Raw genomic sequence first — 21,833 nt, 5'->3', positions numbered from 1 at the left:
ACATGACGCAAACGTTTATTCCAGGAAAAGACGCCGCACTGGAAGACTCCATCGCACGCTTCCAGCAGAAACTGCAAGACCTGGGCTTCAATATTGAAGAAGCCTCCTGGCTGAACCCGGTTCCACACGTCTGGTCTGTGCACATCCGCGATCGTGACTGCCCGCTGTGCTTTACCAATGGTAAAGGTGCCAGTAAGAAAGCGGCACTGGCTTCCGCGTTAGGCGAATATTTTGAGCGTCTCTCAACTAACTACTTCTTCGCTGATTTCTGGCTGGGTCAGTCAATTGCCAATGGCGATTTCGTTCATTACCCGAATGAGAAATGGTTCCCACTGACCGACGATAACAGCTTGCCAGCTGGCATCCTGGATGCGCGTTTGCAGAAGTTCTACGATCCTGAAGACAGCCTGAACGCCTCCGACCTGATTGACCTGCAGTCAGGTAATGCTGACCGTGGTATCTGCGGCCTGCCATTTACCCGTCAGTCTGACCAGCAAACGGTTTACATTCCGATGAACATCATCGGCAACCTGTATGTTTCTAACGGCATGTCTGCCGGTAATACCGCGAACGAAGCGCGTGTACAGGGCCTATCTGAAGTTTTTGAGCGCCACATCAAAAACCGCATTATTGCCGAGTCGATTAGCCTGCCAGAAATCCCTGCAGAAGTGATGCAGCGTTATCCTGGCGTGATTGAGGCGATTGAACGCCTGGAAGCCGAAGGGTTCCCAATCTTCTCTTACGATGCCTCACTGGGCGGCAAGTATCCGGTTATCTGCGTGGTGTTGTTCAACCCGGCCAACGGCACCTGTTTCGCTTCATTTGGCGCGCACCCTGACTTTGGCGTAGCACTGGAACGTACCGTTACTGAGTTGCTTCAGGGCCGTGGTCTGAAAGATCTGGATGTCTTCACCCCACCGACCTTCGATGATGAAGAAGTGGCTGAACACGCCAACCTGGAAACCCACTTTATCGATTCGAGCGGCTTAATCTCCTGGGATATGTTCAAAGACGATGCGGATTATCCTTTCGTTGACTGGAGCTTCTCAGGTAGCACGCACGAAGAGTTCGATACGCTGATGGCCATCTTCCGCGCGGAAGATCAGGAAGTTTACATCGCGGATTATGAACATCTGAGCGTTTACGCTTGCCGCATCATCGTGCCGGGCATGTCGGATATCTATCCTGCAGAAGACCTGCTGTTAGCTAACAACAGCATGGGCGCGCCGCTGCGTGAAACACTGCTGGCGCTGCCAGACAGTGAGTGGGAACCGGAAGCGTATTTGAGCCTCATTGAGCAGTTGGATGAAGAAGGTCATGACGACTTCACTCGCGTCCGTGAGCTGCTGGGTCTGGCTTCAGGTAAAGACAATGGCTGGTATACCCTGCGTATTGGCGAGCTGAAAGCCATGCTGGCATTGGCGGGCGGAGATTTGGATCAGGCTCTGATCTGGACGGAGTGGACCATGGAGTTCAACCAGTCAATCTTCAGCGCCGAACGCGCCAACTATTACCGTTGCCTGCAGACCTTGCTGTTGCTGGCCATGGAAGACGAACGCGACCCGCTTCAATATCATCGTGCATTCGTGCGGATGTATGGCGAAGCGGCTGTTGATGCCGCTTCTGCAGCGATCAGCGGTGAAGCACCATTCTACGGCCTGCAAGCAGTAGATCTGGATCTGAAAGCCTTCCCGGCTCATCAGGCCCTGCTGGCCGCCTACGAAAAACTGCAGGCAGCAAAGCGCAACTATTGGTCGAAGTAATATTCACGAACGCTTAGCGCAATATTTTTGCTGACGTTGAGAATGGCACTGATTAATCCCGGTGCCATTTTTTTTGCGTCAGATTGTCATACTCAACATTGAATATTGATAATTAACAATTCAGTTCCATTGATTAAACTGAATTAACATTTACGCACCTCCAAAGGCTGCTCATTAAACTTATTTTGTATAAATTAAAAATTATTTATTTATTAAAATTCAATTAGTTACATATAAATTATCTGGCTTAGCGCTTCGCTTACCCCGTACCTCCCCGCCATTTATGATCCACATCAATTCCTGACCTATACTCCTTTGTTAGTATCTTTACAGACAATTTCAGGAGAGCGTTAGTGTGAAAGCTGACAACCCTTTTAATGCATTATTACCCGCGGCCATGGCGAAAGTTGCTGAAGATGCCGGTGTCTATAAAGCCACTAAACATCCTTTAACCACCTTCTTTTTAGCCATTACAGCTGGCGTATTTATCTCTATCGCATTTGTTTTCTACATTACCGCCACCACCGGCACTGGCGCGATGCCCTACGGAATCGCGAAACTGATTGGCGGTATCTGCTTCTCACTGGGTTTGATGCTGGTCGTGGTATGTGGTGCTGACCTGTTCACCTCGACAGTATTGATTGTGGTGGCGAAAGCCAGCGGTCGTATCACATGGATGCAACTGGGCCGTCACTGGTTATACGTTTATATCGGCAATCTATTTGGTGCGCTGTTCTTTGTCGCACTGATCTGGCTGGCGGGTGAACATATGGTCGCCAATGGCGCATGGGGTTTAAACGTACTCCAGACCGCTGACCATAAAATGCATCACACTTTTGTCGAAGCCGTGAGTCTGGGCATCCTCGCCAATCTGATGGTCTGTCTGGCCGTATGGATGAGTTACTCCGGTCGCAGCCTGTTCGACAAAATGTTTGCCATGATATTGCCTGTCGGGATGTTTGTTGCCAGCGGCTTCGAGCACAGCATCGCCAACATGTTTTTGGTCCCTATGGCTATCGTCATTCGCGATTTCGCCAGCCCGGAATTCTGGCAAATGGCCGGTTCCAGCGCCGCACAGTTCCCTTCTCTCAGCGTTGGCGATTTTATTGTTAACAACCTCATTCCAGTGACAATCGGCAACATTATCGGTGGCGGGTTGTTAGTCGGTTTGACCTACTGGGTCATCTATCTGCGCGGTGATGATCCGGTGCATTAAGAAATTAAAACGGGCGTGCCCGAGGGCACGTCATCGTCAGAGTCTCCCTAAATAAGGCAGGTATATCATGTCCGAACTTAACGAAAAAATGGCGTCAGCCTGGGAAGGATTTAGCGCCGGCGAATGGCAGAACGGTGTCAACGTCCGTGACTTTATCCAGAAAAACTACACCCCGTACGAAGGTGACGAATCTTTCCTCGCGGGCGCCACACCAGCCACCACTAAACTGTGGGACAGCGTGCTGGAAGGTATCAAGATTGAGAACCGCACCCATGCACCGGTTGATTTCGATACTGACCTGGCTTCTACCATCACTTCACACGATGCGGGTTACATCAATAAGTCACTTGAGACCATTGTGGGTCTGCAAACCGAAGCACCACTGAAACGCGCCATCATCCCATTTGGCGGCATCAAAATGGTCGAAGGCTCTTGCAAGGTTTATGGTCGCGAACTCGATCCTGGCCTGAAAAAAGTCTTCACCGACTATCGTAAAACTCACAACCAGGGTGTGTTCGATGTGTATACCCCTGACATCCTGCGCTGCCGTAAGTCTGGTGTATTAACCGGTTTGCCAGATGCCTATGGTCGTGGTCGTATCATCGGTGACTACCGCCGCGTGGCGCTATACGGCATCGATTATCTGATGAAAGATAAAGTGGCCCAATTCAATTCACTGCAAAGCGATATGGAAAACGGTGTCAATCTTGAAGACACTATTCGCCTGCGTGAAGAAATCTCTGAGCAACATCGTGCGCTTGGCCAGATTAAAGAAATGGCCGCCAAATACGGCTCAGATATTTCTCTGCCAGCCACCACGGCGCAAGAAGCTGTACAGTGGACTTACTATGGTTATCTGGCCGCTGTGAAATCACAGAACGGCGCCGCGATGTCATTTGGTCGCGTATCCACTTTCCTTGATGTCTATCTCGACCGTGATATTAAAGCGGGCAAACTGACTGAAGAAGGCGCGCAGGAGTTAATTGACCATCTGGTGATGAAACTGCGTATGGTGCGTTTCCTGCGTACCCCAGAATATGACGAACTGTTCTCTGGTGACCCAATCTGGGCAACCGAGTCTCTGGCCGGTATGGGCGTTGATGGCCGTACTTTAGTCACTAAAAGTACCTTCCGTTTCCTGAATACCTTGTACACCATGGGCCCGTCACCGGAACCCAACATGACCATCCTGTGGTCAGAAAAGCTGCCGGTTAACTTCAAAAAGTATGCAGCCAAGGTCTCCATCGATACGTCTTCACTGCAGTATGAGAATGACGATCTGATGCGCCCTGACTTTGATAACGATGACTACGCGATCGCTTGCTGTGTGAGCCCAATGATTGTCGGCAAACAGATGCAGTTCTTCGGCGCCCGTGCAAACCTGGCGAAAACACTGCTGTACGCAATCAACGGTGGCGTGGACGAAAAACTGAAAATGCAGGTTGGTCCGAAAGAAGCACCAATTACTGATGAGATTTTGGATTTCGACACCGTGATGGCCAGTATGGATCACTTTATGGATTGGCTGGCAAAACAGTATGTCACCTCTCTGAACATCATCCATTACATGCACGACAAGTACAGCTACGAAGCCTCGCTGATGGCGCTGCATGACCGTGATGTTTATCGCACCATGGCTTGTGGTATCGCAGGCTTGTCCGTGGCGGCAGATTCCCTCTCTGCTATCAAGTACGCCAAAGTGAAAACCGTACGTGATGCAGATGGCCTGGCGATTGATTTTGAAATCGAAGGTGAATATCCGCAATTTGGTAACAATGACTCTCGCGTTGATGATATGGCGTGTGACCTGGTTGAACGTTTCATGAAGAAAATTCAGAAACTGCAAACTTACCGTAATGCGGTGGCCACCCAGTCTGTACTGACCATCACCTCTAACGTGGTGTACGGTAAGAAAACCGGTAATACCCCTGACGGTCGTCGTGCCGGTGCACCGTTTGGCCCAGGTGCTAACCCAATGCACGGTCGCGATCAGAAAGGTGCCGTTGCCTCACTAACCTCGGTAGCCAAACTGCCGTTTGCTTACGCGAAAGATGGTATCTCTTACACCTTCTCCATCGTGCCAAATGCACTGGGTAAAGATGATAACGTGCGTAAAACTAACCTTGCGGGCTTGATGGATGGCTACTTCCACCATGAAGCCAATATCGAGGGCGGTCAGCACCTTAACGTCAACGTGATGAACCGTGAGATGCTGCTGGATGCGATGGAACACCCTGAGAAATATCCTCAGTTAACCATTCGCGTTTCCGGTTATGCTGTGCGCTTCAACTCGCTGACTAAAGAGCAGCAGCAGGATGTGATTACCCGTACTTTCACTCAGTCCCTGTAATCCTTCCAGAAATGTAAAGGCTCCTGCGGGAGCCTTTTCTCCACAAGTCTGTTTTGCCAGTTTGCTTTCGCTGGCAGCCTGGCAAAATCGACTTTAATCCAAGAGCACAACACAGATTGTGCTGCCTGATGTTGAGGCTAACCCGGAGAAAACATCGCAATGTCAACCATCGGTCGTATCCACTCATTCGAATCCTGCGGCACCGTTGACGGTCCCGGTATCCGTTTTATCACCTTCTTCCAGGGCTGCCTGATGCGCTGCCTCTACTGCCATAACCGCGATACCTGGGACACTCACGGAGGTAAAGAGGTTACGGTAGAAGATTTAATGAAGGATGCGTTGTCGTATCGCCACTTTATGAATGCCTCTGGCGGCGGTGTGACGGCATCGGGAGGGGAAGCGATCTTACAGGCCGAGTTTGTGCGCGATTGGTTCCGTGCATGCAAAGCGGAGGGCATTCATACCTGTCTGGATACCAACGGTTTTGTACGTCGTTACGATCCGGTCATCGATGAACTGCTGGATGCCACCGATCTGGTGATGCTCGATCTGAAACAAATTAATGATGATGTGCACCAGATTCTGGTTGGTGTCTCCAATCATCGCACCCTCGATTTCGCACGTTATCTGCAGAAGAAAGGCAAGCGCACCTGGATTCGCTTTGTGGTGGTGCCCGGCTATTCCGATGATGATGACTCTGCGCATCGCCTCGGCGAATTCACTAAGGATATGGAGAACGTCGAGAAGATTGAGCTACTGCCCTACCATGAATTGGGCAAGCACAAATGGATTGCCATGGGTGAAGAGTACAAACTGGATGGAGTCAAACCGCCGAGTAAAGAGACCATGGAACGGGTCAAAAATATCCTGGCGGGTTATGGTCACGAAGTGATGTACTGACAAAAAAGGGAGCTTACCGCTCCCTTTCTTTTTTTATTCAAAACATTCAGATATTAAGCATGTGCGATGGGGGTGGCGTGCTGATCGGCTTTACGCAGCAGCATCACCAGATAGACCAGCGCGACGGCCGCAATCATCACAAACAGCAAACGGTCAGAGTAGTTCTGCATCAGCATCGACGTCATCCCCGGCCCGACCAGACTGCCAATGGTATAGCTGAACAGCAGCGCCTGATTCATAGCAACCAGCTCATGATGCGCAACGGTTTCACAAGCCCAGGACATTGCCACGGGATACAGCGTGAAGCCAGCCAGACCGAGGACAAACAGCGCAGGCGCCATCGCGGTGTTACCCAACATGGCGATGGCACCCAAAATCACCACAAACACCTGAACGCGTAAAACCATTAAACGCCCGAAGCGGTCTGCAAGACGTCCCACCGGCCATTGACCAACAATGCCCGCACTGACCAGCAGCGCCATCCAGTAACCGACATTGGCATCGCTCATGCCCTGATGTGACAAATAGAGCGGCATCAGACCATAAAGTGAACCCAGTACGATGCCGGAGATCACGCAACCGTTAATCCCTAAACGTGAACTGCGGCGGCGTAGCATAGTCCAGATGTGTCCGGTTGAAGTTTCTTCGGTGGCTGCACTGGCATTAACACGCAGGAAGACCACGGGTAACACGGCACAGACGATCAGCGCGGTAACCCATGGGATCACATGCAGGAGTTCAGTCGAAACGCGACTCACCAGCAACTGGCCCGCTACTGTGCCGAGATAATAGATAATCATGTAGGCTGCCAACAGTTGGCCGCGATTACGCACGGTACCGCTGCACAGTAATGCACTCTCTACTACGACCCAGATCAGCGCACAACCCACACCGGCAACGAAACGCAGCGCGGTCCAGCAGTAGAAGCCCTCTAACAGCACCATTCCCATGGTTGCCACAGCAAACAGTGCGCTGGCCAGATAGAAACAGCGATTAAAGCCATAGCGGTTGATTAACCAGCCCGCCAGCAATGTCCCCAGTAGATTCCCGGTGTAATAGGCTGAGCTGGCCATACCCACCTGCCATGTCGGCAGTTGATCATGAGTAAGCCAAAGCGGTACCAGCGTATTAAGCACAGCAATAGACACCGTCATTAGCATTAAGCCGCAGAGCAGCAACACGACGGGGCGCGACCAGGTAGACATAGGGATTAAAAACCAAAGAAATGGAGATAATTGCGCGCAGTTTGCCATTCGCTATTTTAAAGTCAACGGGCAAAAAATCGCCACAGCACAATTTGCTGCTGAACAATTTATTATTTTTATCTTCAGCAGCTTAGAGGAGATATATCATCATCAGAACCTAACGCTATCTGCATGAATTTATGGATTTTCGTGTTTTGAGGGAGTCTGCTGACGATAACGTTTATTTCTGATTAATTCTTACTAAAAAATAATCGGCTGTGGCCAGAAATAACAAAACCCGGCATTGCCGGGTTTTGTTGTCAGAAAGCATCGATTAACCAATGATTTCCAGTCCGCCCATATAAGGACGCAGTACCTCAGGTACTTCGATGCGGCCATCAGCCTGCTGGTAGTTTTCCAGCACCGCCACCAATGTACGTCCAACTGCCAGGCCAGAACCGTTCAATGTATGCACTAGACGAGGCTTCTTGTCAGTTTTACTGCGGCAGCGAGCCTGCATGCGACGCGCCTGGAAATCCCACATATTGGAGCAAGAGGAGATCTCACGATAGGTATCCTGCGCTGGCAACCATACTTCCAGATCATAAGTCTTGGCAGAGCCAAAGCCCATATCACCGGTGCACAGCAGTACTTTGCGGTACGGCAGGTTCAGCAACTGCAGGACTTTCTCGGCGTGACCGACCAGCTCTTCCAGTGCATCCATGGAAGTCTCAGGCGCAACGATGTGCACCATCTCAACTTTATCGAACTGGTGCATACGGATCAGACCACGGGTGTCGCGTCCGTAAGAACCTGCTTCAGAGCGGAAGCACGGCGTGTGGGCAGTGAGTTTGATCGGCAGATTTTCTTCTTCCACGATCTCATCACGCACCAGGTTGGTCAGCGGCACTTCCGCCGTCGGAATCAGTGCATAGTTGCTGCTGCCCGCTTCTTCGCCCAAAGGCTTGGTGTGGAACAGGTCTTCACCAAACTTTGGCAACTGGCCCGTACCAAACAGCGTCTCATGGTTGACCAGATACGGCACGTAAGTTTCCAGATAACCATGCTGCTGAGTGTGCAGATCAATCATGAACTGGCTAAGCGCACGATGCAGGCGAGCGATCTGACCCTGCATCACGATGAAACGTGAACCGGTCAGTTTCACTGCAGCAGCAAAATCGAGGCCTTTGAGTGCTTCACCCAGCTCAACGTGATCTTTTACCGGGAAATCAAACTGACGCGGCTGACCCCAGCGGCTGACTTCCTGATTCTCGCTATCATCTTTACCCAGCGGCACTTCATCGACCGGCAGGTTTGGTAGCGAGAGGGCGAAATCGCGAATGGTGTTTTGCAATGTATCCAGCTCAACCTTCGCCGCATCAAGGCGTTCGCCCAGCACGTTCACTTCCTGACGCAGTGGCTCGATGTCTTCCCCACGCGCTTTGGCCTGACCGATGGATTTGGATCGGGAGTTACGCTCTGCCTGCAGATTTTCAGTTTCTACCTGCAGTACTTTACGACGCTCTTCAAGCGAGCGCAGCGTTTCCACATCCAGTTTGAATCCTCGGCGTGCCAGTTTTTCAGCGACTGCGTCTGGCTCATTACGCAGCAGATTGGGATCGAGCATGCTTATCCTGTGTAATTAAGGTTGGTTGAACGAATGAAGGGATGCATCCCACTGGAATGCATTGAAATACTTGCTCACCTTACCGTAAGGCGTTTATCAGCGGTAGCGTTTTATCGGGCTATTTTGATCCTGTTCAGCCAACCAGGCGAGTTTTTCGCCTATTTTCCCTTCAAGCCCCCGATTGGTGGGTTGATAGTAGCGCGTTTGCGCCATTTCAGGTGGGAAGAACACCTCTCCAGCCGCATAGGCATTGGGTTCGTCATGCGCATAGCGATACTCTTTGCCCAACCCCATCTCTTTCATCAATTTGGTGGGCGCATTGCGCAGATGTTCTGGCACATCGTAATCCGGGAATTCTCGCGCATCGCGCATGGCCGCTTTGAACGCGGTATAAACCGCATTACTTTTTGGCGCGCAGGCGAGATAAACGATGGCCTGTGCAATCGCGCGCTCGCCTTCTGCAGGTCCGACGCGGGTGAAACAATCCCATGCCGAAATAGCCACCTGCATGCCACGCGGATCGGCATTGCCCACATCTTCCGAAGCAATCGCCAGTAAGCGGCGTGCAACGTACAACGGGTCACCACCGGCCGTAATAATGCGGGCATACCAATAGAGCGCCGCATCCGGCGCTGAGCCGCGCACGGATTTATGCAGCGCCGAAATCAGATCGTAAAAACGGTCGCCTTTGTTATCAAAGCGCGCCGCTCTTTCGCCGGAAACTTCATTCAGCAACTGAGGCGTCAGTTCACGCTGTCCTTGCGCATTGCTCTCTGCCATATCCGCCATCATTTCCAGCGTATTCAGCGCACGGCGTGCATCGCCGTTCACCAGTTCAGCAATCATGCGCCGGGTGTTTTCTGGTAGCAGAATGTCGCTGTTACCGTACCCTCGCGCACTGTCCTGCATAGCCTGGGTCAACACCTGCTCGATATCTTCCGTGGTGAGCGATTTCAGCAGATAGACGCGCGCACGGGATAACAGTGCCGAGTTGAGTTCAAATGAGGGATTTTCGGTGGTCGCACCGATGAAGGTGATGGTGCCATCTTCAATATGGGGCAGAAAGGCATCCTGCTGGCTTTTGTTAAAGCGGTGTACCTCGTCCACAAACAGAATGGTACGACGACCCAGTTGACGATTCTGCCGGGCGCGCTCGATGGCTTCGCGGATCTCTTTCACACCGGACGTCACGGCAGAAATACGCTCAACATCTGCTTTGCCGTAGTGCGCAATGATCTCTGCCAGCGTTGTTTTGCCTGTTCCTGGTGGCCCCCACAAAATCATTGAATGCAGATGCCCGGCCTCAATCGCACGAGGCAACGGTTTTCCCGCCGCCAATAAGTGTTGTTGGCCGATATACTGCTGCAATGTGGCTGGCCGCATGCGCGCGGCCAGGGGCTGGAACTCATTTGAAGAGGCGAAATCCAGGGACAGGTTACTCACCGCGACCTCACTGACGTTGATCGTCCACCGTTACCCCTTTAGGCGGTGTAAAGGTGAACTTATCTGGGCTAATCGCACCGTTTTTCTGGCTCTTCAGCTGATAATCACTGTGCTGACCATCTTGCTCAATCGCACTGAATTTATTGATGGTGCCTGATGCAGAGACATTAATGGTGAATTGCTTCAGGTTGCCATCGCTGCTTTTCGGCGTCAGTTCGAAATTGTCGCCTTGCTGTTTGATGTTGTACTGCTGCCAGTCGCTGGGCTGGTTACGCGCAATCAGCATAAACGGCGTATTGCTGGTGGCGTTCTGCAGCAGGCTAACGCTGGCCTGTTCTACAAACGGATTATAGAACCACAGGTTTTTGCCATCGGAGATAATCACGCTTTCGTCTGGCGCGGTCATGTGCCAGTTAAACAAGCTCGGACGCTTAACCCACAGCTCACCTTCACCATCCTGCACATTTGCACCGCTGCCATCTGTCACTTTCTGGCTAAAGCTGGCATGGAAGCTGTTCACTTTGTTCAGACGCTGCTGCAAATCGCTCGATGCATCCGCCAGTACCGACGAAGAAACAAAACCGGCCAGCAGGCCGCAGGCAATAACGCGTAATTTCATCTGATTCGATTCCTTATTGATGGTTTCCCGACACTTACTGCATTAAACGTAGTTGCCGCTCTGTCTGTTCGACAGAAGAAAAAGCCGAAAGCTCCCAAAGATATGGGGATCGTTCTGCAGATAAACAACGGGCCAGTGTTAACTGGCCCAGAAGTAAGTCATGGCGTGCGCTAAATTACATCTCGTGTGGCGGCGGCGATAGCACTTCGCGGTTACCGTTGTGGCCCGGTTCAGAAACAATACCCTGCGCTTCCATCTGTTCAATGATGCGCGCGGCTCGGTTGTAACCAATACGGAACTGACGCTGCACACCGGAGATTGAAGCGCGGCGTTTCTCCACCACAAATGAGACTGCCTGATCGAACAGCGGATCAAGCTCTTCATCACCGTCGAGACCACCCGCTGCGCTCTCGCTCTCTTCACCGGCAGTAATACTTTCGATGTATTGCGGACGTCCACGCGCTTTCCAGTCCTGCACCACCGCGTGCACTTCCTGATCGCGCACGAAGGCACCGTGGACACGCACTGGCATTGAGGAGTTAGGCGGCATGTATAGCATGTCACCCATGCCTAGCAGCGATTCCGCGCCACCCTGGTCGAGAATAGTACGTGAGTCAATTTTACTGGAAACCGTAAAGGCGATACGCGTAGGGATGTTGGCTTTGATCAAGCCGGTAATCACATCCACCGACGGACGCTGCGTCGCCAGCACCAGGTGAATACCCGCTGCACGCGCTTTCTGCGCCAGGCGAGCAATCAACTCTTCGACTTTCTTACCTACCGCCATCATCAGGTCGGCGAACTCATCCACCAACACCACGATATACGGCAGTTTTTCCAGCACAGGCGGCGTGGTATCCATGCTGTCACCCGGCTTCCAGAATGGGTCTGGAATTGGGCGCCCCATGGCAGCTGCCTGCTCAATTTTCTCGTTGTAACCGGCAAGGTTACGCACGCCTAGCGCAGACATCAGCTTGTAGCGACGCTCCATCTCACCGACACTCCAGCGCAGCGCATTCGCCGCATCTTTCATATCGGTGACCACTTCAGTCAGCAAATGCGGAATGCCTTCGTAGACGGACAGCTCCAGCATTTTCGGGTCGATCATGATAAAGCGCACTTCTTCCGGCGTGGCTTTATACAGCATGCTGATGATCATGGTGTTCACACCGACCGACTTACCGGAACCGGTGGTACCGGCAACCAGCAGGTGCGGCATCTTCGCCAGATCGGCTACCACCGGTTGACCCGAAATATCTTTACCCAGCACCACCGCCAGCGGTGACGGGTTATCGCGGAACTTGTCGCAGTCCAGCACTTCACGCAGATACACGGTTTGGCGATGTTTGTTCGGTAATTCCAGCCCGACATACGGCTTGCCTGGAATCACTTCCACCACACGAACCGCAACGGCTGAAAGCGAACGAGCCAAATCGCGCGACAGGTTAGAGATACGGGCGGCTTTCACGCCAGGCGCAAGATCAAGCTCAAAGCGGGTAATCACCGGGCCAGGCGAGATGCCCACCACCTCGGCTTTCACACGATAATCGGCCAGACGCGCTTCCACCAGACGTGCCGTTTGCTCAAGCGCGAACATATCCACCGGCTCTTCTTCCGAAGGCGGCGAGGTCAGCAGATCGAGTGTCGGCAGCGGCGTGGAAGGCCTCTCCAGCGGACGTTCATGGCGCACCAGGAACGGATGGAACAGGCTGTCTTGCGCAGGAGCAACCGGTTGAGGCGCTTCTGCTGGCGCAGAATAACTCTCTGACTCGGATGATGACCACGGGCTGTTGTGTTCATTCAGCGAAGGCATGGCTTCCGGCTGAGGTGCAGCAGGCTGTTGCCATTGCGCAGGCGCTTCAGGCTGCGGTGTGGCTGGTTGCTGCCACTGTGCAGGTGCTTGAGGCTGTGGTGCAGCAGGTTGTTGCCACTGCGCAGGAGCTTCCGGCTCAGGCGTCGCAGCAATGGTAAACAACGGCTCGCTGGGGCTGTCATCGACCAGGTCTTTCATTGGCGAAAAATCAAAGGCCGATGAGGTATCCAGGTTAAATGCCGGGCCTTCATTGGCTTCAGGTTGCTGATAGCGCTGTTGCTGCTGAGCCGCAAACTGATTGGCCAACTGAGCCTGATGCAGATCCTCTTCATCATCTTCGACTTGATGCTGTCCGGTCTCTGCATAGCGCTGCTGTTGCTGGGACGCAAACGCTTCGCGCAGTTGGGCTTCCTGCAACGCAGTATCCTCTTCATGATCCTGTAGAGGTTCATGATAGGTCGCCGTCATTTCAGGCAGTTGCTGTTCGGCTTCTTCTCGCGCTTTGTCTTCCGCCATACGCTGTGACGGCAACTTAATGCCGTAAGAAGCCAGCTCACGACGGGTAGGCAGTTTAACTTTGTTCGGACGCGGTAATTCAGGGCCAATACCCTGCTTCACCTGAGGATTATAATCGCGCTCAGGCACCACATCGAATGCCGGCATATAAGCTGAAGCCGTTTTCGCTGCTGCTGCACCCAACGCTGCGGCTGCCGCTGTGTTCAGAGAAGCGGATGATTGAGCGGCGTCCTGCCAGTTCCCCATGCGCGGCCCTTCATCATCATCCACCGGTGAGAACGTTGAAGGCGCAGGTTCGCTCGGGACTTCAAAGCGATAGAGCGGCGGCGCGGGTTGGATAACCGGTTCAGGCGCAGATGGCGGTGCTGCAACAGGCTGTGCTAGCGCAGCCTCATCAGCGCTGTGATGCATAGGAGCCGGCTCGGCTGCTGCGTTGACCACCGGGGGCTGCACAACGGGAGCCTGGTGTGCAGCTTCAGCGGTCACCGCAATGGCCGCTGCAGTTGCTGCACTGGCTTTGGCTAACAGAGGATCATCCGGCAACTGTTCGGCGATAGGCTCGGCCACTTTACGCGGTTTAGCCAGCAGAACGTCATCATCTTCCTCATGCGATTGCGCAGCACGAAGCGGAAGCGCAGCCTGTTCTGCATGCTCTTCCTCTTCTTCGTACTCATCTTCTTCCTGCCAGGGTTCGTCATGACGTGAGCGGTTGCTGGCAAAGGTCAGCACGCCCATCACCACGCTACCGATTTTTTCGGCGATGGTTAGCCACGACCACCCGGTATACAAGGTAATACCTGCCGCCCAGACACAGATCAGCGTCAAAGTACCGCCTGCAGAACTGAACCAGGGTGCCATAGCATTGCTGACGAGGCTGCCAATCACACCGCCCGAAGCAAAGTACCAGATGTCATCGACGTTCAGCGCGGCTAAACCGCAAGTGGTCACCACCAGCGCCAGCACGCCAATCAGGCGCAAGCCCACCGCAAAGTAATCGATGTAATCCTGGCGATCGCGCTGACGGAATGTAATCCAGCACAAGCCAATGATCACCGGAGGAATGGCATACGCCATCACGCCGAAAATGAATAAGAGGGTATCCGCCAGCCATGCGCCAACACTGCCGCCCAAATTATGGATCGGTTCATGCCAGGCGGTCTGCGACCAGCTTGGATCGGAAGGATTGAAGCTAACCAGCGACACCATCAAATAGATGGCGAACAGGGCCACAAGGATGAGCAACGCTTCCAGCAGCCTGCGTCCACTGCTCAGCGGTTGTAACGAAACGTCTTTATCTTCTGTATATTCCTGGCTCAAGAGAACTCTCCAGGTGCCTGTAAATTAAGAAGGCAACAGCGCCGGGCAAGCCCGACGCTGTTCCTGTATGAATTCACAGGAGTGTACCGAATTCCTGCAAGTTATGCACCTGCCCTGCATCAACGGGTTTTGATCACCAGACGATTGCTCTGTTTGACCTCTTCCATTACCACGTATGTACGAGTGTCGTTTACACCCGGCAGGCGCAGCAAGGTTTCACCCAAAAGCTTACGATAGGCGGACATGTCCGGCACGCGAGTTTTCAACAGGTAGTCAAAGTCACCGGAAACGAGGTGACACTCTTGAGTTTCCTCAAGTTTTTGCACAGCGGCGTTAAATTGCTCAAACACATCTGGCGCACCACGATTCAGAGTAATCTCAACGAATACCAGCAGTGAAGCATCCAGATAATGTGGATTCAGCTGTGCGGTGTAACCCAGAATGAAGCCCTGACGCTCCAGGCGACGCACACGCTCAAGACACGGCGTAGGTGATAAGCCAACACGTTTTGAAAGCTCAACATTGGAAATACGACCGTCTTTCTGCAATTCATTCAGAATGTTTCTGTCGATACGATCCAGGTCTTTACCGGGGCGTTTCTTATTGTCTACCATTATTATTGTCTCTCTTAATTCCTTCCCTTTACCTGCCACACCCTGAAAACGCTCATTGTTCAGGGCCTTACTGAAGTGAAGACGATAAGTCTGTGCAGTAACGCATCCATCCGTATGAAGCATGTTGTCTGTCCACATCATGCGTCATTACCAATGTCAGACTGAGTTTATCCGGCAAAAATGTGCAAAACAGAAATGAAATTCTGTTTTGAACCGCTAAATATTCTCCGCTTCTGGTAATGTTTTCGCAAAACAGCAGGCGATTGTCAAAGTAAAACATCCAAATTCAGTACAAGATGCCAGATAGAGTTCTGGGTTGCTGTTTTTAAATGAGAATTTTTATGCTGCTGCACCAGAATTTGCCGAGCATTGCCCCCTTTTGGCGCAATCGGCGTGCAAATTTCACACTCATCGACTACGCCGCTTGCAGCGATTGTTATCAAAATTGCTGAAACCTTTTTTTGCTGCGCTAATTTCCCTACAATCAAAAACTATGTTGTCGAAAAAAACTGAGGAACGCATGAGTACGGCCAAACACAGTAAGCTGCTCATTTTAGGCTCCGGCCCTGCCGGATATACCGCGGCAGTCTATGCCGCCCGCGCTAACCTGAATCCGGTATTGATTACCGGGCTAGAAAAAGGCGGTCAGCTCACTACCACAACTGAAGTTGAGAACTGGCCAGGCGATCCGAACGATCTGACCGGACCCGCGTTGATGGAACGTATGCAAGAGCATGCAGAAAAATTCAACACCGAAATTATTTTCGACCATATTCATAAGGTTGATTTGCAAAATCGCCCCTTCCGTTTAACGGGTGACAGTGGTGAATACACCGCTGACGCACTGATTATTGCAACCGGCGCTTCCGCACGTTATCTCGGCCTGCCTTCTGAGGAAGCATTCAAGGGCAAAGGCGTTTCCGCCTGTGCGACCTGTGACGGTTTCTTCTATCGTAATCAGGAAGTCGCGGTCATCGGTGGCGGTAATACTGCGGTGGAAGAAGCACTTTACCTGGCAAATATCGCAGCGAAAGTGCACTTGATTCACCGTCGCGATAGCTTCCGTGCTGAAAAAATCCTGATCGATCGGCTGATGGAAAAAGTGCGCAACGGCAATATCGTGCTGCACACTGACCGCACGCTGGAAGAAGTGGTCGGCGATCAGATGGGCGTGACCGGCGTAAAACTGCTGTCAACAAAGGGTGAAGAGCCTGAATTGCTTGAAGTCGCAGGTCTATTCGTCGCTATCGGCCACAGCCCGAACACTGCAATTTTCGATGGCCAGTTGGCGCTGGAAAACGGCTATATCAAAGTCCAGTCCGGCCTGCAGGGCAATGCGACGCAAACCAGCATTGCTGGCGTCTTTGCGGCAGGTGATGTGATGGACCATATTTATCGCCAGGCGATCACCTCTGCCGGTACCGGCTGTATGGCGGCGCTGGATGCAGAACGCTACCTGGATGGGCTTGTTAAAACCGATCTGTAACTTGTTAATAAGCTGATCATAATTGCTAAGAGGCGACCTGTTTTGGTCGCCTTTTTTATTGCCTGCATGCTAAAGTTCATGCGCTTAATATTTCCGGACACTTTATCCGGTTTTGCCTCTCTCCATCAGTGATCAAACGGCTTCGCATGGAAAAATCACGGCAGCAACATCTTCTTCGCTGGCTTCGTCAGCAACGTCTTCATGGCGCACGCAGTTTACGTGCCGCATCGTTATTTGGTTTTGCCGGCGCGCTGGTGATTATTGCTCAGGCCTGGCTGCTGGCCTCGCTACTGCAAAATCTCATCGTGGCGCAACAACCGCGCGGTGCCCTGCTGACTGATTTCATCCTGCTACTGCTTTGCTTTGTCCTCCGCGCAGGTCTGCACTATGCGCGTGAAATGGCGGGTTACCGTGCTGGGGTCGCCATCCGTCGTGCTCTGCGTAAACAGGTGCTGGATAAGCTGAACGATCTCGGTCCGGCCTGGGTTCAGGGCAAACCGGCGGGAAGCTGGGCAACGCTGCTTCTTGAGCAAATTGAAGAGATGCAGGAGTATTACGCGCGATATTTGCCTCAAATGTCGCTGGCCGTCTTTATCCCCTTTGCCATCCTGATCGCTATCTTCCCAATTAACTGGGCAGCGGGATTGATTCTGCTCGCGACAGCGCCGCTGATTCCGATTTTTATGGCGATGGTCGGCATGGGTGCCGCTGATGCAAACCGTCGCAACTTCCTGGCGCTGACGCGCCTGAGCGGCGATTTTTATGACCGACTCCGCGGGCGTGAAACATTGCGTCTGTTCCATCGGGCTGAAGCTGAACAGCATGCGATCGCTGAAAGCACTACGGATTTTCGTCAGCGCACCATGGAAGTGCTACGTCTTGCCTTTCTCTCTTCCGCGGTATTGGAATTCTTTGCCTCACTGGCGATTGCTGTGGTCGCGGTCTATTTCGGCTTTTCCTATCTTGGCGAACTCAATTTCGGTCATTACGGCACTGGCGTGACCTTGTTTGCCGGATTCCTGGCGCTGATCCTGGCGCCCGAGTTTTTTCAGCCGCTGCGCGATCTCGGAACTTTTTACCACGCTAAAGCGCAAGCCGTTGGAGGCGCCGATGCACTGGATCGTTTCCTCAACGAGAGTCCGGAAATCACGCCTGCGACCTCCAGCCTGTCAGTTGATTTTGTAACCGCATTAAGCCTTGAAGCGCAGGATTTGGTGGTGATGACAGCCAAAGGTGAAAGGTTGTCACAGCCGCTGAATTTTACCCTAGAAGCGGGTAAACGCGTAGCGCTGGTGGGCCAAAGTGGCGCAGGAAAATCAGCGCTGATGAACGTGCTGCTCGGTTTTCTGCCCTATCAGGGATCGCTGCAGGTCAATGGGTATGAACTACGGGATATCAGCCGTGAGAACTGGCAGCAGCATCTGGCATGGGTGGGTCAAAATCCGCATCTGCCCGCGCCGACGTTGCGCGAAAATCTGTCGCTTAACAGCAGCATTGATGAAGTAACCCTGCGCAGCGTTTTACAACAGGCGGGCGTGGATGAATTTCTCGCTCGTTTACCGCAGGGCCTCGACACGCCGCTCGGTGATGGCGGCATGGGCCTGTCTGTCGGCCAGGCGCAACGCGTCGCCGTGGCGCGTGCGCTGTTAAAACCTGCACAACTCCTGTTGCTGGATGAGCCCGGTTCAGGGCTTGATAGCCAGAGTGAACAGCATGTAATGCGTGCATTAAACCAGGCCGCCACACAGCAAACCACCCTGATGATTACCCATCAACTTCACGATCTCGCCCATTGGGATGAAGTCTGGGTGATGCAATCCGGGCAACTGGTACAGCAGGGGAATTGGCAGCAGTTGATGGCTCAGGATGGGCCGTTGCGCGCCATGGTACAGCATCGCCAGCAGGAGATTGTCTGATGAATCCATTATTGCCGTTTCTGCGCCTGTTTCGTCGTCATCCATGGCGTTTAGGCCTGGGCATCATTTTGGCTATTGCGACTTTGCTTGCCAGTATCGGCTTGCTCACCCTATCTGGCTGGTTCCTCGCAGCCTCATCGCTGGCGGGTGTAGCTGGCCTGTACAGTTTTAACTATATGTTGCCCGCAGCGGGCGTGCGCGGTGCGGCAATTATCCGCACCGCTTCGCGTTACTTCGAGCGCTTAGTCAGCCACGATGCCACCTTCAGGGTGCTGCAGCATTTGCGTGTGTTCACCTTTAGCAGGCTGATGGCGCTGGCACCTGAACAACTGGCGCGTTTCAGACAAGGAGAACTGCTGAACCGCTTTGTCAGTGATGTCGATACGTTAGATCATCTCTATCTGCGTGTGATTTCACCGCTGGTCGGTGCCGCGGTGGTGATTATTGTCGTCACTTGCGGTCTGGCGATGTTAGATGTGCCACTGGCGCTGCTGCTGGGCGCAATCATGCTGCTGACGCTGCTCCTGATGCCACCGCTGTTCTGGCGATTAGGTATTTCAGCCGGGCATCGCATTGCTCAGCATCAAGCCAGTTGGCGCTTGCAATTGACGCAATGGGTAACCGGGCTCGCTGAATTAAAAATTTATGGCGCAGCGGGTTTGTGGCGTAACAAACTGGATGCCGAAGAGATCAGCTGGCAGCAGGCGCAGCGCGGTCAGCATAGCCTGCAGGCGCTGGCGCAGAGCCTGTTACTGTTAATCAGCGGCTCAACAGTGGTCTTGCTTTTGTGGGTCTCTGCAGCGGGCGTGGGCGGCGATAGCGCACCCGGCGCATTCATCGCGCTTTTCGTGTTCTGCGGTCTGGCGGCATTTGAAGCGCTGGCACCGGTTGCGGGCGCCTTCTTGCCGCTGTCGCAGGTCACTGGTGCGGCACAACGCGTACAGGAGATCATTGAGCAGGAGCCCCTAATTCGTTTTCCTTCTTCGACTGCGCACTCTGATCCGGGCATCAGCCTGATGCTGGAAAATATCACTTTCAACTATCCACAGCGCTCGGAACCAGTACTTAACCAATTCTCACTTGCGCTGCGAACCGGCGAGCATCTGGCACTGCTCGGCCCCACCGGCTGCGGTAAATCCAGTTTGCTGGCGTTGATTACCCGTGGCTGGCAGGCGCAGCAGGGCAAGATTCGACTGAATAACATCCCCCTTGCCGAATGGGATGAGGCCAGCCTGCGTCAACGCATTAGCGTGGTCACGCAGCGCGTACATCTGTTTAGCCAGACGCTGCGCGATAATTTACTGCTGGCAAACCCTGTCGCCAGCGATGAACAACTCAATGCGGTGCTGCACCAGGTCGGACTTACTCATTTGGCGGAGCATGATGAAGGGCTCAACGCGTGGATGGGAGAAGGTGGCCGCCCGCTGTCGGGGGGCGAGCTGCGCCGGCTGGCGATTGCACGCGCCCTGCTGCACAACGGCGATCTCTGGTTGCTTGATGAACCCACCGAAGGGCTTGATGCCACCACTGAGCAGCAGATCCTGACGTTACTGCGTCAGGTAAGCCACGGCAAGACCGTGATCATGGTGACTCATCGTCTCAGTGGCCTGACAACAATGGATCGTATTTGCGTGATGGATCAGGGGCAGATTATTGAGTCAGGGACGCACGACGAATTAATCTCAAAAGCAGGACGCTACTGGCGTTTCCACCAGCGCTTTGCGCTATAGTCTTAGCGAACAGCCCGAAGGGTAATTGACGCAATGAGACTGGTACAACTTTCACGGGATTCATTAAATTTTCCTCCGCCGGAGATGGCGCTGCGCGAGCCGAATGGATTACTGGCGATGGGCGGCGATCTCTCCCCTGCCCGGCTGATGAATGCCTATCAGCGCGGAATTTTCCCATGGTTTTCGCCCGGCGATCCGATTTTATGGTGGTCGCCCGATCCGCGTGCCGTGATGCTACCTGAATCTTTTCATCTCAGCCGCAGCATGGCGCGTTTTCACCGCCGTTCGCCCTTTCGCGTCACCATGAATCATGCCTTTCCGCAGGTACTGGAAGGCTGTGCCAGCGGCAGACAAGAAGGTACCTGGATCACTTTCGAAGTGAAACGCGCCTGGCTGCGCTTGTATGAATTGGGTCATGCCCATTCGATTGAAGTCTGGAGTGATAATCGCCTGGTGGGCGGCATGTATGGACTGGCGCTTGGGCAGATTTTTTGTGGTGAGTCGATGTTTAGCCGTCAGGAAAATGCTTCAAAAACAGCGCTGTGGGTATTCTCGCAACATTTCCTCGCTCATCAGGGACGTTTGATTGATTGCCAGGTGCTTAACCCGCATACCGCTTCATTAGGCGCAGTTGAAATCCCACGCGTCGATTATTTACAGTATGTGCAAACACTGGCGTGGCAGCCTGTTTTAAGCGGTTGCTGGCAAACACAAACCCTTTTTTGACCCTGCGCGCAGATGTTTTGCACACAATTCCCGACAAAAGTGATACAATAAGCGAGTTTGGTATGTCGTCCGCGCTTCGCTGTGGCGAGCCGGAATTGCCAGGTTGGGAATCTCATCCATTTCCCGAAGCTGTTACCGTTGTGCACTTGATGCCGATTGCGACAACTTCTTAGCCCGCTAATCCCCCGCAGACGTCAAAAAACACCCGAATTTTTCCGTAATGCACGCGCAAAGGCGCGACGCACGGCGAAGCGTTGGCAAAATCGCCAACGGTTCTTTACATAAATCATGGAATTCGGCATTATCTTGCCGGTTCAACAGTTTGGTAGTTCACCCCAGAGGATTCGATGGCCAAAGAAGACAATATTGAAATGCAAGGTACCGTACTGGATACGTTACCTAACACCATGTTCCGCGTAGAACTTGAAAACGGGCACGTGGTTACCGCTCATATCTCCGGTAAAATGCGCAAAAACTACATCCGCATCCTGACGGGCGACAAAGTGACTGTCGAGTTGACCCCGTACGACCTGAGCAAAGGCCGCATTGTCTTCCGTAGTCGCTAAGTTGTTGTCCACATCTCGCGTTTGTGGCAAGTAACTGAGCGCGAAAA

At 52.9% G+C, this 21,833-nt stretch carries 16 protein-coding genes; 9 read left to right on the top strand and 7 right to left on the bottom strand.

Annotated features, from left to right (window positions below):
- Positions 1–2: 2 nt before the first annotated feature.
- From ycaO to pflA, 4 genes are all read left to right on the top strand, one after another.
- Positions 3–1,763 carry a 30S ribosomal protein S12 methylthiotransferase accessory factor YcaO gene (gene ycaO, locus ACXI0A_RS08455; RefSeq protein ID WP_224929560.1) on the top strand — a complete coding sequence of 587 codons (1,761 nt, stop codon included), beginning with the start codon at positions 3–5 and terminating at the stop codon, positions 1,761–1,763.
- Between the two features lie 355 nt (positions 1,764–2,118).
- Positions 2,119–2,979, top strand: a complete 861-nt coding sequence (gene focA / locus ACXI0A_RS08450) for a formate transporter FocA (RefSeq protein ID WP_476149397.1) — start codon at positions 2,119–2,121, stop codon at positions 2,977–2,979.
- 67 nt (positions 2,980–3,046) lie between these two features.
- Complete coding sequence (gene pflB, locus ACXI0A_RS08445) at positions 3,047–5,329, top strand: formate C-acetyltransferase (protein WP_224929566.1); 2,283 nt, start codon at positions 3,047–3,049, stop codon at positions 5,327–5,329.
- 159 nt (positions 5,330–5,488) lie between these two features.
- Positions 5,489–6,229, top strand: a complete 741-nt coding sequence (gene pflA / locus ACXI0A_RS08440; RefSeq protein ID WP_224929568.1) for a pyruvate formate lyase 1-activating protein — start codon at positions 5,489–5,491, stop codon at positions 6,227–6,229.
- 53 nt (positions 6,230–6,282) lie between these two features.
- Here the strand turns inward: pflA and ACXI0A_RS08435 are convergent, their stop codons facing one another.
- The 7 genes from ACXI0A_RS08435 to ACXI0A_RS08405 all read right to left on the bottom strand — a co-directional run bounded on the left by ACXI0A_RS08435 (position 6,283) and on the right by ACXI0A_RS08405 (position 15,850).
- Positions 6,283–7,434, bottom strand: a complete 1,152-nt coding sequence (locus ACXI0A_RS08435) for an MFS transporter (protein WP_476149399.1) — start codon at positions 7,432–7,434, stop codon at positions 6,283–6,285.
- Positions 7,435–7,747: 313 nt separating this feature from the next.
- Entirely contained in the window at positions 7,748–9,040 is a 1,293-nt protein-coding gene (serS, locus tag ACXI0A_RS08430; RefSeq protein ID WP_476149401.1) for a serine--tRNA ligase, read from the bottom strand.
- A 96-nt stretch (positions 9,041–9,136) separates the two neighbouring features.
- Complete coding sequence (locus ACXI0A_RS08425) at positions 9,137–10,483, bottom strand: replication-associated recombination protein A (RefSeq protein WP_224929579.1); 1,347 nt, start codon at positions 10,481–10,483, stop codon at positions 9,137–9,139.
- Between the two features lie 7 nt (positions 10,484–10,490).
- A complete protein-coding gene (gene lolA / locus ACXI0A_RS08420; protein ID WP_034820613.1) occupies positions 10,491–11,102 on the bottom strand; it encodes an outer membrane lipoprotein periplasmic chaperone LolA in 612 nt (203 codons plus the stop codon).
- A 175-nt stretch (positions 11,103–11,277) separates the two neighbouring features.
- Positions 11,278–14,748 carry a DNA translocase FtsK 4TM domain-containing protein gene (locus ACXI0A_RS08415; protein ID WP_476149404.1) on the bottom strand — a complete coding sequence of 1,157 codons (3,471 nt, stop codon included), beginning with the start codon at positions 14,746–14,748 and terminating at the stop codon, positions 11,278–11,280.
- Positions 14,749–14,867: 119 nt separating this feature from the next.
- A complete protein-coding gene (lrp, locus tag ACXI0A_RS08410; RefSeq protein WP_006118610.1) occupies positions 14,868–15,362 on the bottom strand; it encodes a leucine-responsive transcriptional regulator Lrp in 495 nt (164 codons plus the stop codon).
- Positions 15,363–15,628: 266 nt separating this feature from the next.
- The gene (locus tag ACXI0A_RS08405) at positions 15,629–15,850 is read right to left on the bottom strand and encodes a hypothetical protein (RefSeq protein WP_200570762.1); all 222 of its coding nucleotides are present in this window, start codon (positions 15,848–15,850) and stop codon (positions 15,629–15,631) included.
- 32 nt (positions 15,851–15,882) lie between these two features.
- On the opposite strand from ACXI0A_RS08405, the gene trxB reads away from it, so the two are divergent.
- From trxB to infA, 5 genes are all read left to right on the top strand, one after another.
- Entirely contained in the window at positions 15,883–16,848 is a 966-nt protein-coding gene (trxB, locus tag ACXI0A_RS08400) for a thioredoxin-disulfide reductase (protein WP_476149406.1), read from the top strand.
- A gap of 146 nt (positions 16,849–16,994) precedes the next feature.
- A complete protein-coding gene (cydD, locus tag ACXI0A_RS08395) occupies positions 16,995–18,764 on the top strand; it encodes a heme ABC transporter permease/ATP-binding protein CydD (RefSeq protein ID WP_476149407.1) in 1,770 nt (589 codons plus the stop codon).
- Positions 18,764–20,494 carry a heme ABC transporter ATP-binding protein/permease CydC gene (cydC, locus tag ACXI0A_RS08390; protein ID WP_476149409.1) on the top strand — a complete coding sequence of 577 codons (1,731 nt, stop codon included), beginning with the start codon at positions 18,764–18,766 and terminating at the stop codon, positions 20,492–20,494. The genes cydD and cydC overlap by 1 nt, the downstream gene beginning before the upstream one ends.
- Before the next feature lie 33 nt (positions 20,495–20,527).
- Positions 20,528–21,220: a leucyl/phenylalanyl-tRNA--protein transferase gene (gene aat, locus ACXI0A_RS08385; protein ID WP_034820657.1), complete on the top strand. Its 693-nt coding sequence runs from the start codon at positions 20,528–20,530 to the stop codon at positions 21,218–21,220.
- 347 nt (positions 21,221–21,567) lie between these two features.
- Positions 21,568–21,786, top strand: coding sequence for a translation initiation factor IF-1 (gene infA, locus ACXI0A_RS08380; RefSeq protein WP_002211347.1), 219 nt, complete (start codon positions 21,568–21,570; stop codon positions 21,784–21,786).
- Positions 21,787–21,833: the final 47 nt, after the last annotated feature.

The organism is Pantoea sp. C1E2, from assembly GCF_056491465.1.
This window is presented reverse-complemented; position numbering and strand designations above follow the sequence as displayed.